Below are 16,751 nucleotides of genomic sequence, written 5' to 3' on the forward strand. Positions count from 1 at the left end.
TCACCTTTCAGTCTGTAACGGCGGACTCAGCCGTGCACGTCCGCTGTCCGGCTCACCGTGCGTCCCAGCCGGCCGGCGGCGCGGGCGAAGCCGGCCGCGTCGTGGACGGCGGCACCGCCCGGGTCGTTGTTGAAGTAGAAGTAGACGTCGGCCCGGTCGGGCCAGGTCTCCGCGACCCGCCGGGCCCAGCTCGCCAGCGCCTGCCGCCCGTAGCGCGGCCAGGGCCGGGCCCTGCCGCAGTGCAGGCGCACATATCCCCAGTCGGCCGTGCGCCACAGCGGCGTCACGGGCCGGGAGTCGTGGTCGGCCCAGCACAACGCGGCGCCGTGGTGCTCCAGTACCGCGCGTACCCCGTCCGTCCACCACGAATCGTGCCGGGGCTCGACGGCCACCCGCGTGCCCTCGGGGAAGCAGGCGAGGGTGGCGTCCAGTGCCTCGGGGGCGGCCCGCAGCGTGGGCGGCAGCTGCAGCAGGACCGGCCCCAGCTTCTCCCGCAGCCCGGCGGCGTGCCGCATCAGCCGCGCCACCGGCTCCTCGGGGTCGCGCAGCCGCTTGATGTGGGTGAGGTAGCGGCTGGCCTTGACGGCCATCACAAAGCCTTCGGGGGTGCGCTCGCGCCAGTCGGTGAAGGTCTCCTCGGTGGGCAGGCGGTAGAAGGCGTTGTTGTTCTCGACGGTCGCGAAGCGGGCGGCGTACTCCTCCAGCCACAGCCGCTGGGGCGTGTCGGCGGGGTAGAGGTCGCCGCGCCAGTCCTTGTACTGCCATCCGGAGGTTCCGACGAGGAGGGGCATGGGTGATCACTGCCCGGGGCGGGAGGGTCGTCACGGCCGGTGGCGCGATTCCAGCCGGTTGCCGGGCGGGGCGGGTGGCGCCCGGCCCGCCGGGGGGTTCACTGGGTGTCGTGGACTGCGTTTTCTGTGCGATCGCGGCGGACGAGTCGGCCGGTCACCGGGTCTTCGGGGACGGGACGGCGGTGGCCTTCCTGGACGCCCGGCCGCTGTTCCCCGGCCATGTGCTCGTGGTGCCGAGGGTGCACGCCGAGACGCTCACCGATCTGCCCGCCGGCGAGGTGGGGCCCTTCTTCACCCGGGTCCAGCGCATCACGGGCGCGGTCGAGCGCGCCATGGAGGCGACGGGCTCGTTCGTGGCCGCCAACAACCGGGTCAGCCAGTCCGTGCCGCACTTCCATGTGCATGTGGTGCCGCGCAACCGCAAGGACGGTCTGCGCGGCTTCTTCTGGCCGCGTACGCGCTACGCCTCGGAGGAGGAGGCGGCGGCGGTCGCGGCGCGGGTACGGGCGGCGCTGGCGGACTAGACCAGCGGCCCGCCGGACGCGCCCCGGGCCCGCGGCGGGCCCCACGGGCCGATATGGACTATCCACCTGAATCCCGTCATATTGGAATTAAGGCTCCTTGGAACCACGGCCGCACTCGTCTTCCGGAGCTCTCCGGAGCCGGGCCCCGGTGCCAGAGGTGGATCTCATGCGATTCATCGACCGAGTGGACGCCGGCCGGCGCCTGGCCGAACGGGTCGGGCACCTGCGCGGCGAGCGTCCCGTCGTCCTCGGCCTGCCGCGCGGCGGCGTCCCGGTGGCCTTCGAAGTGGCCCACGCGCTGGGCGCGCCCCTCGATGTCGTCCTGGTCCGCAAGCTCGGCGTGCCGTACCACCGCGAGCTGGGCTTCGGCGCCATCGGCGAGGGGGGCGTGCGCGTCATCCGGGACGACATCGTCCGGATGAGCCGGGTCGACGACGACGACCTGGCCGAGGTGGAGCGCGCCGAGGAGACGGAACTGGCCCGGCGCGCGGAGCAGTTCCGCGAGGGACGGGAGCGGATCCCGCTGGAGGGCCGCACGGCGATCGTGGTCGACGACGGCATCGCCACCGGCGCCACCGCCGCGGCCGCCTGCCAGGTGGTGCGGGCGCAGGGCGCCGAGCGGGTGGTCCTGGCCGTGCCGGTGGCGCCCCCGGACGCGGCCGCGGCGTTCCGCGGCGAGGTGGACGAGCTGGTCTGCCTCAGCACGCCGCCCGCCTTCTCCGCGGTCGGCGAGTGGTACCACGACTTCACCCAGACCACCGACGAGGAGGTCGTCGAACTCCTGCAGCGGAACGCCGCCGAGGCCGCGGGCGACAACCCGGGCGAGGCCCACTCCGGCCCCTTGAGCATCCCGGTGGACGACGGCACGGTCACGCTCGCCGGTGACCTGACGATGCCCGCCGGCGCCCCCGGCCTCGTCGTCTTCGCGCACGGCAGCGGCAGCAGCCGCCTCAGCCCCCGCAACCGCGCCGTGGCGCGGGCGCTCAACGACGCGGGGCTCGGCACGCTCCTGTTCGACCTCCTCACCCCGCTGGAGGAGAACGACCGGGCGAACGTGTTCGCCGTCGGGCCCCTGGCCCGCAGGCTGACGGAGGTCACGCGCTGGCTGCGCCGCCGCGAGACCGTCCCCGTCTGCTACTTCGGGGCGAGCACCGGCGCGGCGGCCGCCCTGTGGGCCGCGGCCGACCCGGAGGCCGGCGACATCGCCGCCGTGGTCTCGCGCGGCGGCCGTCCCGATCTCGCCGGGGAGCGCCTGGCCGAGGTCACCTCGCCCACCCTGCTGATCGTCGGCGGGCGGGACGACGTGGTGCTCGACCTCAACCGGCGGGCGGCGCAGCAACTGCGGTGCGACAACGAACTGGCCGTGGTGCCGGACGCCACCCATCTCTTCGAGGAGCCCGGGGCGCTGGAGAGCGTGGCGGACCTCGCCCGCGACTGGTTCACCCGGCACCTCGGCACCTGAGCACAGCGAACAGCGGAGCACGACAGAACCCGGCACGACAGAACCCGGCACGACAGGACGCAGCACGACAGGACCCGGCAGCGGACCGACCACACAGCGCAGGTGATCACCATGGAGAAGATCGTCGACTGCAACATCGAGATGGAGTTCCGCGAGATCGACGCGACCACACAGGCCGACGTGCGGCTGCGGATGCACGACGGCTCCCGGCTGTCGGCGCAGGGCATCGCCAACCGCAACCCGGACGACCGCCGGCAGCAGCGCGTCGGGGAGGAGGTCGCGGCCGCCCGCGCGCTCACCGGGCTCGCCGAGCAGCTGCTGGGCAAGGCCAGTGACGACATCAGGGAGGTCATGCACGAGGACGCCCATCTGACGCACTGAACCACTGACGCACTGAGCCACCGGGTACGCCCGGCCCTCCCGTCCCGCCGGGGTGGGCCGGGCGTACGCTGTGGCCCGTGACCTCCTCGCCACTGTTCATCAAGATCTGCGGCCTGCGGACCGCCCCGGACGTGGACGCCGCGGTGCGGGCCGGAGCCGACGCGATCGGCTTCGTCTTCGCCGCGAGCCCCCGCACGGTGGACGTCGCGACGGCCCGCGAGCTGGCACGGCGGGTGCCGGACGGCGTGCTGACCGTCGGGGTCTTCCGCAACCAACCGCTCGAGGAGGTGCGGGAGTTGACGCTGGCCTCCGGGGTCCGGGCCGTCCAGTTGCACGGCGACGAGGGCCGTGACCACTACGAGGCCCTGCGGCCCGGCGGGTGGACGCTGATCCGGGCCACCTCCGCCGGCGAGCGCACCCCGCGCTGCGGCGAGCTGGGCGAGGACCTGCTGCTGCTCGACGCCCCGGCACCCGGCGCCGGCGTCCCCTGGAACTGGGGCGCCGACACCTTCGCCCCGCCGGCCGGGCGCTGGCTGCTCGCCGGCGGGCTGACTCCCGGCACCGTGGGCGACGCCGTACGGGCCACCGCGCCCTGGGGCGTGGACGTCTCCAGCGGCGTGGAGTCCCGGCGCGGCGTCAAGGATCCCGCCCTGATCAGGCAGTTCATCGAGGCGGCCCGCTCAGCGGACCGCTTCTGACATCAGTCGCTGCCAACCGGCCGATCTGTATGTAGACTTCGACCGCCGGGACGTCGGCGAACATGCGTCCGGCATTCGCACTGACGATCCCATCAGATCCCACCCAGTAGCGCTCACTTCGCACGTCGTACCGCACTCATCGCACCCCCTGAGCACAGGCGCACCTTTTCCGCGACCAGAGAACAGAGGGCACATGACCGAGAGCGACTGTCAGGGCGACTGTAAGTTGACCCATTCCTGGATCAACGAGGTCGACCTCAAACTGATCGGCGAACAGGTCGGAACCCCGGCCTTTGTCTACAGCGAAGCACAGATACTGAAGAACATCGGCCGCGTCCAGGATGCCGCCCGTGCCGTCGGACTCGGCGAACGCGTCGAGCTGTACGTCCCCTTCTTCCCGAACTCCAACCCCCACGTGCTGAAGCCGCTGCGGGACGCGGGAGTGGGAATTCTGCTCCAACTCCCCAGCGAGTACCGGCTCCTGACCCGGTTCGGATTCGAGAAGTTCATCGTCTCCCCCGGGCACGTGTCCGACGAGGAGATAGGTTTCTGGGACCGGGCCGGCCATCCGACCTTCCTGTCGAGCCTGGACGAGGTCACCTACTCGCTGCGCACCGAGGCCCCCTCGATCAGCGTGCGGATCGACAGCCTGGACTCCGGGAAGCCCGGCATCAAGTACGGCGAACTCGACCGGCTCTCCGCCCTGTTGAAGGAGTACGGGCGCGAGCTGGAGTGCTTCGAGGTGTACTGCGGCAGCGGGAACTCCCGCGACGCGATGATCGGCATCATCGAGAAGCAGTTCGAGATCTTCAACACCCACTTCCCCGAGGCCCGCGCCATCAACTTCGCGGGCGGCCACGGCTTCGTCTACGAGAGCTGGGACGAGTCGGAGAAGCACTTCGACTGGGCCGAGTACTTCAGGGCCCTGCGCGAGATCGCGGACCGCATGGGCATCCCCGGCCATGTGAAGTTCCTCTTCGAGCCGGCGCGGGACGTCCTGGCGGACACCGGGGTACTGCTGCTGAGCGTCGAGCGCGCTGTGATCACCAACTCGGTGGGCAGCCTCGTGGTGACCGACGGCTCGAGAATGCTGATGCCCTCGGCCCAGCTGCGCGACCGGCGCCACAACGTGGTCTTCCTCGACGCGGACATGGCCGAGATCCCCTCGCGCGAGGGCACCGACGGCACCCGGGCCGCGCTGCGCGGCCGCAGCATCCTGCGGCACGACTACATCCTGCCCGGCGAGTACTGGGTTCCCTCGGCCGTCGACGCCCGCAGCCACATGCTGATCCTCGACGTCGGCGCGTACTGCGCGACGCAGCACATGGAGTTCCTCAACATCCCGCCCGCCGCGGAAGTGCTGGTCGACACCTCCGGCACCGCGCACCTGGTCACCTCGCGCGGTGACGAGCTCGACAAGTGGCGCCACCTGCTGGAAGCGAAGCAGGAAGTCAAGCCCTAGCCCCCCGTCGGGACACCGCTCACCAGCGAGGATGCCTCCATTGCAGCAATCGACCACAGCCACCGGGTCCGCGGCCGCGTTACCGGGAGCCGACGACCGGGACCCCTTCGCGCTCTTCCTCCAATGGCTCGCCGAGGCCGAGGCGAGCGAGCTCAACGACCCCAACGCCATGGCACTGGCCACCACCGGCGACGACGGACTGCCCGACGTGCGCATGGTGCTCCTCAAGGGCTACGACCCCGGGGGCTTCGTCTTCTACACCAACACCCGGTCGCGCAAGGGCGCCGAGCTCGCCGACAACATGCAGGCAGCCGCGGTCCTGCACTGGAAGTCCCTGCGCCGGCAGATCCGCTTCCGCGGCCCGGTCCGGCCCGCGACCGCCGCCGAGGCCGACGCCTACTTCGCCTCCCGCGCCCGCGACAGCCGCATCGGCGCCTGGGCCAGCCTGCAGTCCCAGCCGCTGGCGGACCGCTCGGAGCTCGAAGAGGCCGTGGCACGCGCATCCGCCCGCTTCGGCGCGGACGACGTGCCGCGCCCGCCCCACTGGGCGGGCTACCGCATCGTTCCGGTCTCCATGGAGTTCTGGACCGAACAGCCGTTCCGTCTGCACGACCGGCTCGTTTTCACCAGGGAACGTCCGGACGGGCCATGGAACCGAGGACGTCTGTACCCGTAAGCAACCGAAGCATCGAAGCAAGGAAAAGCTCTATGTATTTCACCCATGCCGACGAGGTCTGGACCGCCCATCCGCGGCTGCGGGCGCTCACTCTGGCCGTCGACAACGTACTCGGCATGAAGGACGACCCCACGCGTCAGGAGAAGCTGGCCCCCCGGGTCGAGCAGCGCCTGGCCGCGAGCACCGAATCGGAGATGCCCGAGATCGCCGCATGGCGCGAGGCGTTCTCGAAGATGGGGCTGAAGCCGACCCAGTACCGCTGTGCGTCCGAGGCCCTGCTGCGCCGCTACCGCAAGGAGAGGAACCTGCCGGGATTCCATCCCCTGGTCGATTACCTCAACTTCGTCTCGATGTCCTTCGCGATCCCCATCGCCGTCTTCGACTGCGCCAGGGTCTCCGAAGGCATCACCGTGCGCCCGGCGGACGGCTCCGAGTCCTACGAGACGTTCCAGGGCGGCATCGAGCACCCGGTGCCGGACGAGATCGTCTTCGCCGACCCGGCCGGTCACGCGCATTCCCGGCGCTGGACGTTCCGGCAGAGTGCCCGGTCCGTCGTCTCGCCGCGGACCGACCGCGTGCTGATCGTGGCGGAGGCGCTGCACGCGGGGGCGCCGCAGGACCTGGCGGCCCTCGAGCAGGAGATCACCGCCGGGCTGACGGAGGCCGGCGTGCGCGTCGTCGGCGGCCGGACGCTTCACTCCGCCGAGCGGCGGCTGGAGTTCCCGTCCGCGTGACGCCCCGGCGCTGAACTCGACGGAACACCGCACCACTTCACCGTGGCCACGGAGGCGGGCGCGTCGCGCGTGCCTCCGTGGCCGCCAGACCGGAAGGAGGTTCCATGAGGGCCACCGAGATTCTGCACCGCCCCGATCCCACGACCGGGCTCGAGACGGTACGCCGTGCCGTCGAAGACGCCTGTACCCGGGCCGGCCGCGACCCCCGGTCGGTGACGCTCGTCGCCGCATCGAAGACCGTTCCCGCCGAGGTCCTGGAGCGGACCGTCGAGGCCGGGCTCAGTGTCTTCGGCGAGAACCGCGTCCAGGAGGCCAAGGCGAAGTGGCCACCCCTGCGGGAGCGGTTCCCCGCGCTCGAACTGCATCTGATCGGGCCGCTGCAGTCCAACAAGGCCCGCGAGGCGGTGGCCCTGTTCGACGTCATCCACTCGGTGGACCGGCCCGGCCTGTGCGAGGCCCTGGCCCGGCAGAGCGAGCGGCAGGGCCGCAGGCCCAGGCTGTTCGTCCAGGTCAACACCGGGGCCGAGCCGCAGAAGGCCGGCGTCCTGCCCGACGACGCCGACGCCTTCCTCACCACCTGCCGACAGAGCTACGGGCTCGACGTCGTGGGCCTGATGTGCATACCCCCGGCCGGCGCGCCCCCGGAGCCGCACTTCGAGCTGCTGGCCTCGATCGCCGCCCGCAACGGCCTGGCGGGCCTGTCCATGGGCATGAGCACCGACTTCGCGGAGGCGATCGCCTGCGGCGCCACGCACGTACGGGTGGGCAGCGCGATCTTCGGCTCCCGGCCGCCGGCCCGGGGCGGAGCCGTATGACCCGGCCCTCCCGCTTCGACATCCTCTTCGAGCCCGTGCGGATCGGTCCGGTCACGACCAGGAACCGCTTCTTCCAGGTGCCGCACTGCAACGGCATGGGACGCGCCTATCCCGGCCCGATGGCCGCGATGCGCGGGGTGAAGGCCGAGGGCGGCTGGGGCGTGGTCTGCACCGAGCAGTGCGATGTGCACCACTCCGGCAACCACCAGCGCGAACTGCGGCTCTGGGACGAGCAGGACATCCCCTACCTCGCCCGCGCCACCGACCTGATCCATGAGCACGGCTCCCTGGCGGCCGTGGAGCTGGTGCACAACAGCTCGCACGTCGCCAACCTCGAGAGCCGTGCCGTGCCGATAGCACCGAGCCTCGAGCTGACCAGGGGCATCAACCCCGTCACCGCGCGGGCCATGGACAAGAGCGACATCCGTGCCGCCCGGCGCTGGTACCGCACGGCCGCGATCAACGCCCAGCGCGCCGGCTTCGACATCGTCTACGTCTACGCCGGCCACGACATGACGCTGCCCATCCACTTCCTCTCCCGGCGCCACAACCGCCGCACGGACGAGTACGGCGGCAGCCTGGAGAACCGGGCCCGCTTCCTGCGCGAGCTGGTCGAGGACGCCAAGGAGGCCGTCGGGGACACCTGCGCGGTCGCCATCCGCTTCGGGGTCGACGGGCTGGCGGGGCCGCACGGCGTCGGCGAGGACGAGGGCCGCGAGGTCGTCGAGATGCTCGCGGAACTGCCCGACCTGTGGGACGTCAACCTCAGCAACTTCGACGACGACGGGGTGACCTCGCGGTTCGGCGAGGAGGGCCACCAGGAGAAGTACATCAAGTTCGTCAAGAGCGTGACGACGAAGCCCGTGGTCGGGGTCGGCCGCTTCACCTCCCCCGACACGATGGCCGCGATGGTCAGGAGCGGCACCCTCGACCTCATCGGCGCCGCCCGTCCCTCGATCGCCGACCCCTTCCTGCCCCGCAAGATCGAGGAAGGGCGCTTCGACGACATCCGCGAGTGCATCGGCTGCAACATCTGCGTGGCCGGCGACCGGTCGGGCGTGCCGATGCGCTGCACGCAGAACCCGGCCATGGGCGAGGAGTGGCGGCGCGGCTGGCACCCGGAGTACATCCCGCCCAAGGACACCGACGACACCGTGATGATCGTCGGTGGCGGCCCGGCGGGTCTGGAGGCCGCCCGCGCGCTGGGCCAGCGCGGCTACAGCGTGCTGCTGGCCGACCGGAGCCGGCTGCTGGGCGGCCGGGTCGTCCGCGAGAGCCGGCTGCCGGGGCTGGGCGCCTGGGCCCGGGTCAGCGACTGGCGGCTGACCCAGCTGCGCAGGATGCGCAACGTGCAGCTGCTGCCGGACAACGACATCACCGCCGACATGGTGCTCGAGGCCGAGGCCTCGCTGGTGGCCGTCGCCACCGGGGCCACCTGGCGCGCGGACGGCGTCGGCCGCAACCACGCCGACCCGATCGCCGGGCTGGACCGGATTCCGGTGTTCACCCCGGACGACGTCATGGACTCCCGCCTGCCCTCCGGGCGCGTCGTCGTGTTCGACGACGACCACTACTACATGGGCGGCGTGATCGCGGAACGGCTCGTCGAGCAGGGCTGCGAGGTCACCTTCGTCACGCCCGAGAGCCTGGTGTCGGCCTACACCCAGCTGACGGCCGAGCAGAAGCGTATCCAGCGGCGCCTGCTGGAGTCGTGCGCGGCCGTCCACCCCTCGACGACGCTGGCGCGGGCGGAGGCCGGTCTCGCGCACCTGGCCTGCGTCTACACCGGCCGCGAGCGCACCGTCGCGGCGGACGCGATCGTGCTGACCACCGGCATGGTGCCGCGCGACGAGCTGTACCGGGACCTCGAGTCGCGGGGCGAGGCGGTGCTGGGCGCGGCCGGAATCCGGCGCGTGGTGCGGCTCGGCGACTGCCTGGGGCCCGGCATCATCGCCGCGGCCGTCCACAGCGGCCATCTCTTCGCCCGCACCCTGGACACCGCCCTGACCGACTGGACGCCCTACCGGCGCGAGAACGTCGAGCTCGGCCTGGACCTGCCGCTGCCGCCGGGCGGCGCGGACGCGCGGGCCGCCGCCAGGGGCGTGCCCAGCTGACCCGCGCACGCCCGGAGACCCGAGGAGAGGCCCATGGATGAACTCAAGCCCCTGATCGCCAAGGTCGCCGGCGGCGCCGCGCTGACCTTCGAGGAGTCGGCCCGCGCGTTCGACCTCATCGTCTCGGGCGAGGCGACGCCCTCACAGATGGGCGCCCTGCTGATGGCGCTGCGGCTGCGCGGGGAGACCGTCGAGGAGATCACCGGCGCGGTGACCACGATGCGCGCGAAAATGCTCAGGGTCAGCGCGCCCGACGGGGCGATCGACCTGCTGGGCACCGGGGGCGACGCGTCGGGCTCGTACAACATCTCCACCTGTGCGGCGCTGATCGTCGCCGGTGCCGGCGTGCCGGTGGCCAAGATGGGCAACCGGGCGTTCTCGTCCCGCTGCGGCGCGGCCGACGTGCTCGCCGCGCTCGGCGTCGGCATCGGCCTGCCGCCCGCCACCATCGAGCGCTGTCTCGTCGAGGCCGGCATCGGCTTCATGTTCGCCCCCGACCACCATCCGGCGGCCCGGCACGTCCACCCCACCCGCGTCGAGCTCGGCACCCGCACCATCTTCAACCTGATGGGACCGCTGCTGAACCCGGCGGGCGTGCGGCGGCAGATGGTCGGCGTGTTCGCCGAGGCGTGGGTGGAACCGCTGGCCCGGGTGCTCGGCAGGCTCGGCTCGGAGCGCGCCTTCGTCGTCCACGGCTCCGACGGGCTCGACGAGATGACCACCACCGGGCCGACCACCGTCGCCTCCCTGGAGAACGGCACCGTGCGCGTCTTCCGGGTGACGCCGGAGGAGCTGGGGCTGGCCAGGGCCCGGCCGGAGGACCTCAAGGGCGGGGACGCGCGGCACAACGCGGCCGCGCTGCTCGCCGTCCTGCGGGGCGAGCCCGGCCCCTACCGCGACGTGGCGGCGCTCAACGCGGCCGCGGCCCTGGTGGTCGCCGGCCGGGCCGCGGACCTGGCGGACGGCCTGGAGCTGGCCGTGAAGTCGATCGATTCGGGCGAGGCCGGGCGCCGACTCGACCGCCTCGTCGCGATCTCCAGCGCGTGACCACCGCCCCCTACTGCTGAAAGGAACAGCATTGGCCGGCTTTCTGTCCACGATCGAGGCCTACAAGCGGGAGGAGACGGCGGCCGCGAAGCGCGTGCGCCCGCTCGCCGCGCTGGAGAACGAGGCCGAGCGGGCCCCCGCGCCGCGCGGCTTCCTCGCCGCCCTCGAGGCCCGGCGCGAGCGGGGCGAGTACGCGCTGATCGCCGAGATCAAGAAGGCGAGCCCGTCGAAGGGGCTCATCCGCGCCGACTTCGACCCGCCCGCGATCGCCCGCGCCTACGAGGCGGGCGGGGCGGTCTGTCTGTCGGTGCTGACGGACACCCCGTCGTTCCAGGGCGGCCTGGACCATCTGAGGGACGCGCGTGCCGCGACCGCGCTGCCGGTGCTGCGCAAGGACTTCCTCTACGACCCCTACCAGGTCGTCGAGGCCCGCGCCTGGGGCGCCGACTGCGTGCTGCTCATCATGGCCGCGATCGACGACGCGACGGCGAAGGACCTGGAGGACACCGCGTTCTCGCTCGGCATGGACGTGCTGGCGGAGGTCCACGACGCGGACGAGCTCGAGCGGGCGCTGCGCCTGCGCACCCGGCTCATCGGCGTCAACAACCGCGACCACAGGACGTTCGAGACCTCGCTGGCCACGACCGAGTCGCTGGCGCCGCGGATCCCGGACGGGCGGGTGGTCGTCGGCGAGAGCGGGCTGACCGGGCCCGACGACCTCGCCCGCCTCTCCCGGGCCGGCGTCTCCGCCTTCCTGATCGGCGAGAGCCTGATGCGTGCGCCGGACATCGAGACGGCGACCCGTGCCATACTCGCGCCCGGAACCGCACAGTGAACTCCGGTCGGTGAACCGCGACTTGACCGGGAGCCGAGCGCAACAGGAGGAGCGTCAAACGTGGGCATCGAATTCCTGGTCACGTCGTTCATCGTCACCGCCTCACCGGGCACCGGCGTGCTGTACACCCTGGCCACCGGCCTCTCGCGCGGCTTCCGCGCGAGCATCGTGGCCGCGTTCGGCTGCACCCTGGGAATCGTCCCCCACATGGCTGCCACGATCATGGGCCTGGCGGCGCTCTTACACACCAGCGCGCTCGCCTTCCAGATCTTCAAGTACGCGGGCGTGGCCTATCTGTTGTACGTGGCCTGGAGCACGCTGCGCGAGAGCGGCACGCTGAAGGTGGAGACGGAGGGCGAGGAGCACTCGGCGGCCAAGGTGACGGTGACGGCCGTTCTCATCAACATCCTCAACCCCAAGCTGACGATCTTCTTCCTGGCCTTCCTCCCGCAGTTCGTGAGCACGGACGAGGCCCATCCCGTGCCGCGCATGCTCGAGTTGAGCGCCGTGTTCATGCTGATGACGTTCGTGATCTTCGTCGGCTACGGGCTGCTGGCCGCCGCCGTCCGCGACCACGTCATCTCCCGGCCGCGGGTGCTCACGTGGATGCGCCGTACGTTCGCGGGCGCGTTCGTGGCGCTGGGCGCGAAGCTGGCGTTCACCAATATCTGAACGATCCGCTTCGGGGGGCGTCCGTTCCGGACGCCCCCCACGTGTCGGTCCGGTCCCCTATGGTGGTGGCCTTCGGACCGTGTCAGCGGGGGGCCGGCGTGAAGCGAGCCATTCTGGTCGGGATCGACGACTATCCGACCCTCGGGTCATTGAACGGCTGCGTCAGGGACGCCGTGGCGCTCACCGATCTGCTGTCCCGGCACGCCAACGGCGACCGCAACTGGGACACGCAGCTGATGACCGGCGTCGGCCCCCAGGGCGTCACCCGCAACAACCTGCGCCGCGCCCTGAACCAGCTGTTCGCCAACGCCCGCGACACCGACCTGCTGTTCTTCTTCGCCGGCCACGGTGCCCAGACGCCCTGGGGGGCGGACCTGGTGACCCAGGACGCGACCGAGCACAGCCCGGGGGTATCCATGAACGACCTGATCACCCTCGCCAACGACTCGCCCGCGCGCAGCGTCACCCTGCTGCTCGACTGCTGCTTCAGCGGCGCGTTGGGCAACGTCCCCGGCCAGCAGGCGGCGGCCGTCGCCGAGAACTTCCGGCTGAGCAAGAGCCTGCTGCGGGAGAACGTCACCGTGATGGCCTCCAGCCGGGCGACGGAGGTCTCGGCGGAGGCCGACGGGCACGGGGCGTTCACCCGGATCCTGCTGGACGGCCTCGACGGCGGAGCCACCGACCACCTCGGCAACATCACCGCGCTGAGCCTCTACGGCCACGTCAGCGCGGCTTTCGACGCCTGGCAGCAGCGGCCGGTACTCAAGACGCATCTCACCGATCCGGTGATCCTGCGCGTCGGGCCGCCGTGGATCGACCGGGGGCTGCTGCGCCGGCTGCCGGAGCACTTCCCGCTGCCCGGCAGCAGACTGCGGCTGAGCCCGGCCCACGAGGGCGAGGGCCGTCCGCTGCCGCCGGGTCACCTCGGCACGCCCGAGCAGCAGCAGTTCGACTACCTGGGCCGGTTGCGCAACGCCAACCTCGTCACCACGGACGGCCGCCGGGACCACTACTGGGTGGCCATGGAAAGCGGCGAGGTCTATCTGACCCCGCTGGGACGCTATTTCTGGAACCTTGCCAAGAAAGGGGTGCTGTGATGCGCGTCGGATGCACCGGCCACCAGAATCTGACGCCCGGCACCCACCGTGCCGTGGCACGTGCGGTGGCCGAGCGGATCGCCCGGGTGCCGGGCGAGGAGGAGCTGGTGGGGCTGAGCTGCCTCGCCGAGGGCGCGGACCAGCTGTTCGCGTTCGCGGTACTGGCCGCCGGGGGCCGGCTGCACGCGGTCCTGCCCAGCGAGGGCTACGCGACGAGCTTCGCCTCGGACCGGGCGCGCGAGAGCTGGTCCGCGCTGCTGCGGCTGGCCACCGAGACGGTGACGCTGCCCTTCGACGCGCCGGGCGAGGACGCCTACATGGCGGCCGGGCAGGAGGTCGTCGACCGCTGCGACCTGCTGCTGGCCGTCTGGGACGGCAACGGCGCCGCCGGCCTGGGCGGCACGGCGGACGTCGTCGCGTACGCCAGGGAGTGCGGCGTCGAGGTCCACGTCATCTGGCCGCCGGGGGCGCGGCGGCGTTGAGCCGCGGCTCCCAGGCGAGGACCCGGTCGTAGACGGCGGCGCCGATGATCCGGCGTCCGCCGAGCTCCACCGAGCCCACCGCCAGCCCGTGTGCCGGGCGGTTGTTCTCGTCCCGCCCCGCCAGGACCCGGATGGATACCGCCCGGCGGGTGAGCTCCCGCACGTCCGGCGGCGGCTCGGGGAAGGCGAGCCCCAGCTTCGCCACGATCCGCTCGGCCTCTCGGCGCGCCAGCCGGTGGGAGGCGTAGTACTTCCGCTTCCGGCCGCAGGGCGGCAGGACGATCGTGACGCGGTCCTGGAGCCCCCTCCTGCGGATCTCGTCGATCTCCCAGTCGAGCGACCGGCGCATCTCGCGTCCCGGGGCGAGGAGCACGACGATGCGGTCGGCGTGGTCCATGAGCGTGGCGATGTGTCCTTCCCAGTCGTCGTTCGAGGCCCGCAGGTACACCGGCCCGGGGGGCGAGTGGCGCACCCCCGCGTCGACCAGGGTGCAGGTCCTCCTGGCACGCTCACGCCCCAACGCCCGCGCGATCACCTGTTCGATGGTCAGTGCGGGCGACCACAGGCCCGCCCAGGGGCGGGTGGGCAGCAGGACGCTGCCGTCGCCGCCGAAGGTCCGCAGCAGCAGGCAGTAGGGCAGGGGCGAGGCGGTGATCCGGCCGATGTGCTCGGCGCAGTCCAGCGTCCGCCGGAGTCGCGGGTAGCGCAGCCACCACCGCAGGCCGCTCCCCGCGCTGAGGACGAGGGCGAACGCGAGGATCCCGCCCGGCACCCCGCCGAGCGCCGCCTGGAGAGCCCGCTCGCCGCCCAGGTACCCCATGCACAGCACGATGAAGGTGATGATCGCCAGTAGCAGTCCGGTCTCCCGTACGAACCTGCGCAGTCGCCACTTCACCCGGTCAGTGTTCCCCCTTCACCGTCCGGCGGATCCTCCTGGCGCAGTACCTCCAGCACCACCGCCCCGTCGACCGTCTCCCGCACCACCAGCAGCTCCGCGAGCCGGTCGAGGGCCGGCCGGTGCTCGCGCAGCAGGGCCAGGGCGCGTTCCTCGGCGGTGCGCACGAGCCGGGAGACCTCCTGGTCGACGATGCGCTGGGTGCGCTCGGAGTACGGCTGCCGGGTCAGGTCCTCGCCGCCCTCGCCCAGGAACTGCTGGACCGAGGCGGCGTAGCCGACCGGGCCCAGCGCCGGCGAGAGGCCGAACTCCCGGACCATGCGGGTGGCGATCACGGTGGCGCCGGCCAGGTCGTTGGCGGCGCCGGTGGAGCCCTGGCCGAAGACGGTCAGTTCCGCCGCGCGGCCGCCCAGCCGGACGGCGAGCAGGTCGGTGAGGTAGGCCTCGGTGTACAGGTGCCGCTCGGCCTCGGGCAGTTGCTCGGTGACGCCGAGGGACACGCCGGCGGGCAGGATGGTGACCTTGGCGACGGGGTCGGCGTGTTCGCACAGGGCGGCGACGAGGGCGTGCCCGGACTCGTGCACCGCGACGGAGCGGCGTTCGTCGGGCAGCAGGGCGTTGGACGTCTCGCGCCGCCCGAGCAGGACGCGGTCCCTGGCCGCGTCCAGGTCCTGGGCGGTGAGGGTGGCGCGGTCCTCGCGGACGGCGTTGATGGCGGCCTCGTTGACGAGGTTGGCCAGGTCGGCGCCGGAGAAGCCGGGCGTGGCGCGGGCGACGTTGTCCAGCACGACGTCCGGGGCGAGGGTCTTGCCGCGGGCGTGGACGGCGAGGATGGCGGCGCGTTCGGCCTGGTTGGGCAGGGGGATGGTGACCTGGCGGTCGAAGCGGCCGGGGCGCAGGAGGGCGGGGTCGAGGGCGTCGGGCCGGTTGGTCGCGGCGAGGACGACGATGCCGCTGCTCTGGTCGAAGCCGTCCATCTCGGCGAGGAGCTGGTTGAGCGTCTGCTCACGCTCGTCGTTGCCGCCGAGCCGGGTGCCGCCGCCGCGCCTGCCGCCGACGGCGTCGATCCCGTCGATGAAGATGATCGAGGGGGCGCGCTTGCGGGCCTCGTCGAAGAGGTCGCGGACCCGGGAGGCGCCGACGCCGACGAACATCTCGACGAAGCCGGAGCCGGTCACCGACAGGAACGGCGCGTCCGCCTCGCCGGCCACGGCGCGGGCGAAGAGCGTCTTGCCGGTGCCGGGCGGCCCGACCATGATGACGCCGCGTGGCCCCTTGGCGCCCGCGCGGGCGTAGCGGTCGGGGTTGCGCAGGAAGTCGACGACCTCGCTGACCTCCTGCTTGACCCCGTCGTAGCCGGCGATGTCGGGGAAGCCGGTGGTGGGCCGCTCGGCCTCGATGATCTTGGCCCGGGACCTGCCGATGGCGCTGACGCCGCCGGTCAGGGAGCCGGCCGCGCGGCGGGCGCCCCACAGGAAGAAGCCGATCAGGAGCAGCAGGGGCAGGAACGCCACCAGGAGCGAGGGCCAGACGCTGGCGGTGCTCTGGGAGGCGGTGATCTGGACCTGCCGGTCCCGCAGCTGCTGCTCGAGGCCGGTGTCGCCCAGGGCCGTCGGGATGCTGGTGGTGAACTTGGTGCCGTTCTTGAGGGTGCCGCTGACCAGGCCCTTGTCGCTGATGTCGACGGTCTGCACCTGGCCGGCCCCCACCTTGCCGACGAAGTCGCTGTAGGAGAAGCGGTCGGGCGCTTTCGCGGACATCCCGCGTGCCAGCAGCAGGACGAGCACGAACATGGCCAGTACGGCGGGCAGGACCCACCGGCGCCAGGCGGGCGGCGGCGTGGGGCCGGACGGCGGCCGGGACGGTTCGCCCGGCGGCTTGGGCCGGGCGGGCGGTGTGAGGTGCCGGTGCGGCAGTCGGATGCGTGTGATCACGGCCGTTCCCCACTTCCTGGGGCCGAGTCGGTCACCGGTTCGTCGCTATGGGTCACCGATCGTACGGTCGGTGGCCGATTCGCCTCACCTCAACAGTCGCACCCGGCCGCCCGTGGCGCACAGGTATTCAAT

At 72.2% G+C, this 16,751-nt stretch carries 17 protein-coding genes; 14 read left to right on the forward strand and 3 right to left on the reverse strand.

All coding sequences use genetic code 11. The features are described from left to right. Positions 1–26: 26 nt before the first annotated feature. On the reverse strand, positions 27–791 hold the full coding sequence (locus tag ACIG36_RS05395; protein ID WP_399922342.1) for a DUF72 domain-containing protein: 765 nt from the start codon (positions 789–791) through the stop codon (positions 27–29). Between the two features lie 110 nt (positions 792–901). On the opposite strand from ACIG36_RS05395, the gene ACIG36_RS05400 reads away from it, so the two are divergent. The 14 genes from ACIG36_RS05400 to ACIG36_RS05465 all read left to right on the forward strand — a co-directional run bounded on the left by ACIG36_RS05400 (position 902) and on the right by ACIG36_RS05465 (position 13,790). Beyond that, positions 902–1,315: an HIT family protein gene (locus ACIG36_RS05400; protein ID WP_399922345.1), complete on the forward strand. Its 414-nt coding sequence runs from the start codon at positions 902–904 to the stop codon at positions 1,313–1,315. Positions 1,316–1,481: 166 nt separating this feature from the next. Continuing rightward, positions 1,482–2,777 carry a phosphoribosyltransferase family protein gene (locus ACIG36_RS05405; protein ID WP_399922348.1) on the forward strand — a complete coding sequence of 432 codons (1,296 nt, stop codon included), beginning with the start codon at positions 1,482–1,484 and terminating at the stop codon, positions 2,775–2,777. 111 nt (positions 2,778–2,888) lie between these two features. Next, positions 2,889–3,158: a DUF1876 domain-containing protein gene (locus ACIG36_RS05410; protein ID WP_399922351.1), complete on the forward strand. Its 270-nt coding sequence runs from the start codon at positions 2,889–2,891 to the stop codon at positions 3,156–3,158. A 77-nt stretch (positions 3,159–3,235) separates the two neighbouring features. Continuing rightward, positions 3,236–3,856, forward strand: coding sequence for a phosphoribosylanthranilate isomerase (locus tag ACIG36_RS05415; RefSeq protein WP_399922354.1), 621 nt, complete (start codon positions 3,236–3,238; stop codon positions 3,854–3,856). Between the two features lie 226 nt (positions 3,857–4,082). Continuing rightward, entirely contained in the window at positions 4,083–5,318 is a 1,236-nt protein-coding gene (locus ACIG36_RS05420; protein ID WP_399922357.1) for a hypothetical protein, read from the forward strand. Positions 5,319–5,358: 40 nt separating this feature from the next. Then, on the forward strand, positions 5,359–5,994 hold the full coding sequence (gene pdxH, locus ACIG36_RS05425; protein WP_399922359.1) for a pyridoxamine 5'-phosphate oxidase: 636 nt from the start codon (positions 5,359–5,361) through the stop codon (positions 5,992–5,994). A gap of 32 nt (positions 5,995–6,026) precedes the next feature. Continuing rightward, positions 6,027–6,728 (forward strand): B3/4 domain-containing protein, encoded by a 702-nt coding sequence (locus ACIG36_RS05430; RefSeq protein WP_399922362.1) that lies wholly within the window; start codon positions 6,027–6,029, stop codon positions 6,726–6,728. Positions 6,729–6,832: 104 nt separating this feature from the next. Further along, positions 6,833–7,543 carry a YggS family pyridoxal phosphate-dependent enzyme gene (locus ACIG36_RS05435; protein WP_399922365.1) on the forward strand — a complete coding sequence of 237 codons (711 nt, stop codon included), beginning with the start codon at positions 6,833–6,835 and terminating at the stop codon, positions 7,541–7,543. After that, entirely contained in the window at positions 7,540–9,657 is a 2,118-nt protein-coding gene (locus ACIG36_RS05440; protein ID WP_399922368.1) for an FAD-dependent oxidoreductase, read from the forward strand. Before ACIG36_RS05435 ends, ACIG36_RS05440 begins: the two co-directional genes overlap by 4 nt. A gap of 33 nt (positions 9,658–9,690) precedes the next feature. Further along, positions 9,691–10,704: an anthranilate phosphoribosyltransferase gene (gene trpD, locus ACIG36_RS05445; protein WP_399922371.1), complete on the forward strand. Its 1,014-nt coding sequence runs from the start codon at positions 9,691–9,693 to the stop codon at positions 10,702–10,704. Positions 10,705–10,735: 31 nt separating this feature from the next. Continuing rightward, a complete protein-coding gene (trpC, locus tag ACIG36_RS05450) occupies positions 10,736–11,539 on the forward strand; it encodes an indole-3-glycerol phosphate synthase TrpC (RefSeq protein WP_399922374.1) in 804 nt (267 codons plus the stop codon). A gap of 60 nt (positions 11,540–11,599) precedes the next feature. Continuing rightward, on the forward strand, positions 11,600–12,211 hold the full coding sequence (locus ACIG36_RS05455; protein WP_399922377.1) for a LysE family translocator: 612 nt from the start codon (positions 11,600–11,602) through the stop codon (positions 12,209–12,211). Positions 12,212–12,309: 98 nt separating this feature from the next. Further along, entirely contained in the window at positions 12,310–13,308 is a 999-nt protein-coding gene (locus ACIG36_RS05460) for a caspase domain-containing protein (protein WP_399922380.1), read from the forward strand. Beyond that, positions 13,308–13,790, forward strand: a complete 483-nt coding sequence (locus ACIG36_RS05465; RefSeq protein ID WP_399922383.1) for a hypothetical protein — start codon at positions 13,308–13,310, stop codon at positions 13,788–13,790. Before ACIG36_RS05460 ends, ACIG36_RS05465 begins: the two co-directional genes overlap by 1 nt. On the opposite strand, the gene ACIG36_RS05470 is transcribed toward ACIG36_RS05465, so the two are convergent. Both ACIG36_RS05470 and ftsH read right to left on the reverse strand, forming a co-directional pair. Further along, a complete protein-coding gene (locus tag ACIG36_RS05470; RefSeq protein ID WP_399922386.1) occupies positions 13,759–14,685 on the reverse strand; it encodes a hypothetical protein in 927 nt (308 codons plus the stop codon). The two genes, ACIG36_RS05465 and ACIG36_RS05470, sit on opposite strands and share 32 nt — an antisense overlap. Next, complete coding sequence (gene ftsH / locus ACIG36_RS05475; protein WP_399922389.1) at positions 14,682–16,619, reverse strand: ATP-dependent zinc metalloprotease FtsH; 1,938 nt, start codon at positions 16,617–16,619, stop codon at positions 14,682–14,684. Before ftsH ends, ACIG36_RS05470 begins: the two co-directional genes overlap by 4 nt. Positions 16,620–16,751: the final 132 nt, after the last annotated feature.

It is taken from the genome of Streptomyces sp. NPDC053048, assembly GCF_044547045.1.
In the GTDB taxonomy this organism is placed as follows: Bacteria; Actinomycetota; Actinomycetes; order Streptomycetales; family Streptomycetaceae; genus Streptomyces.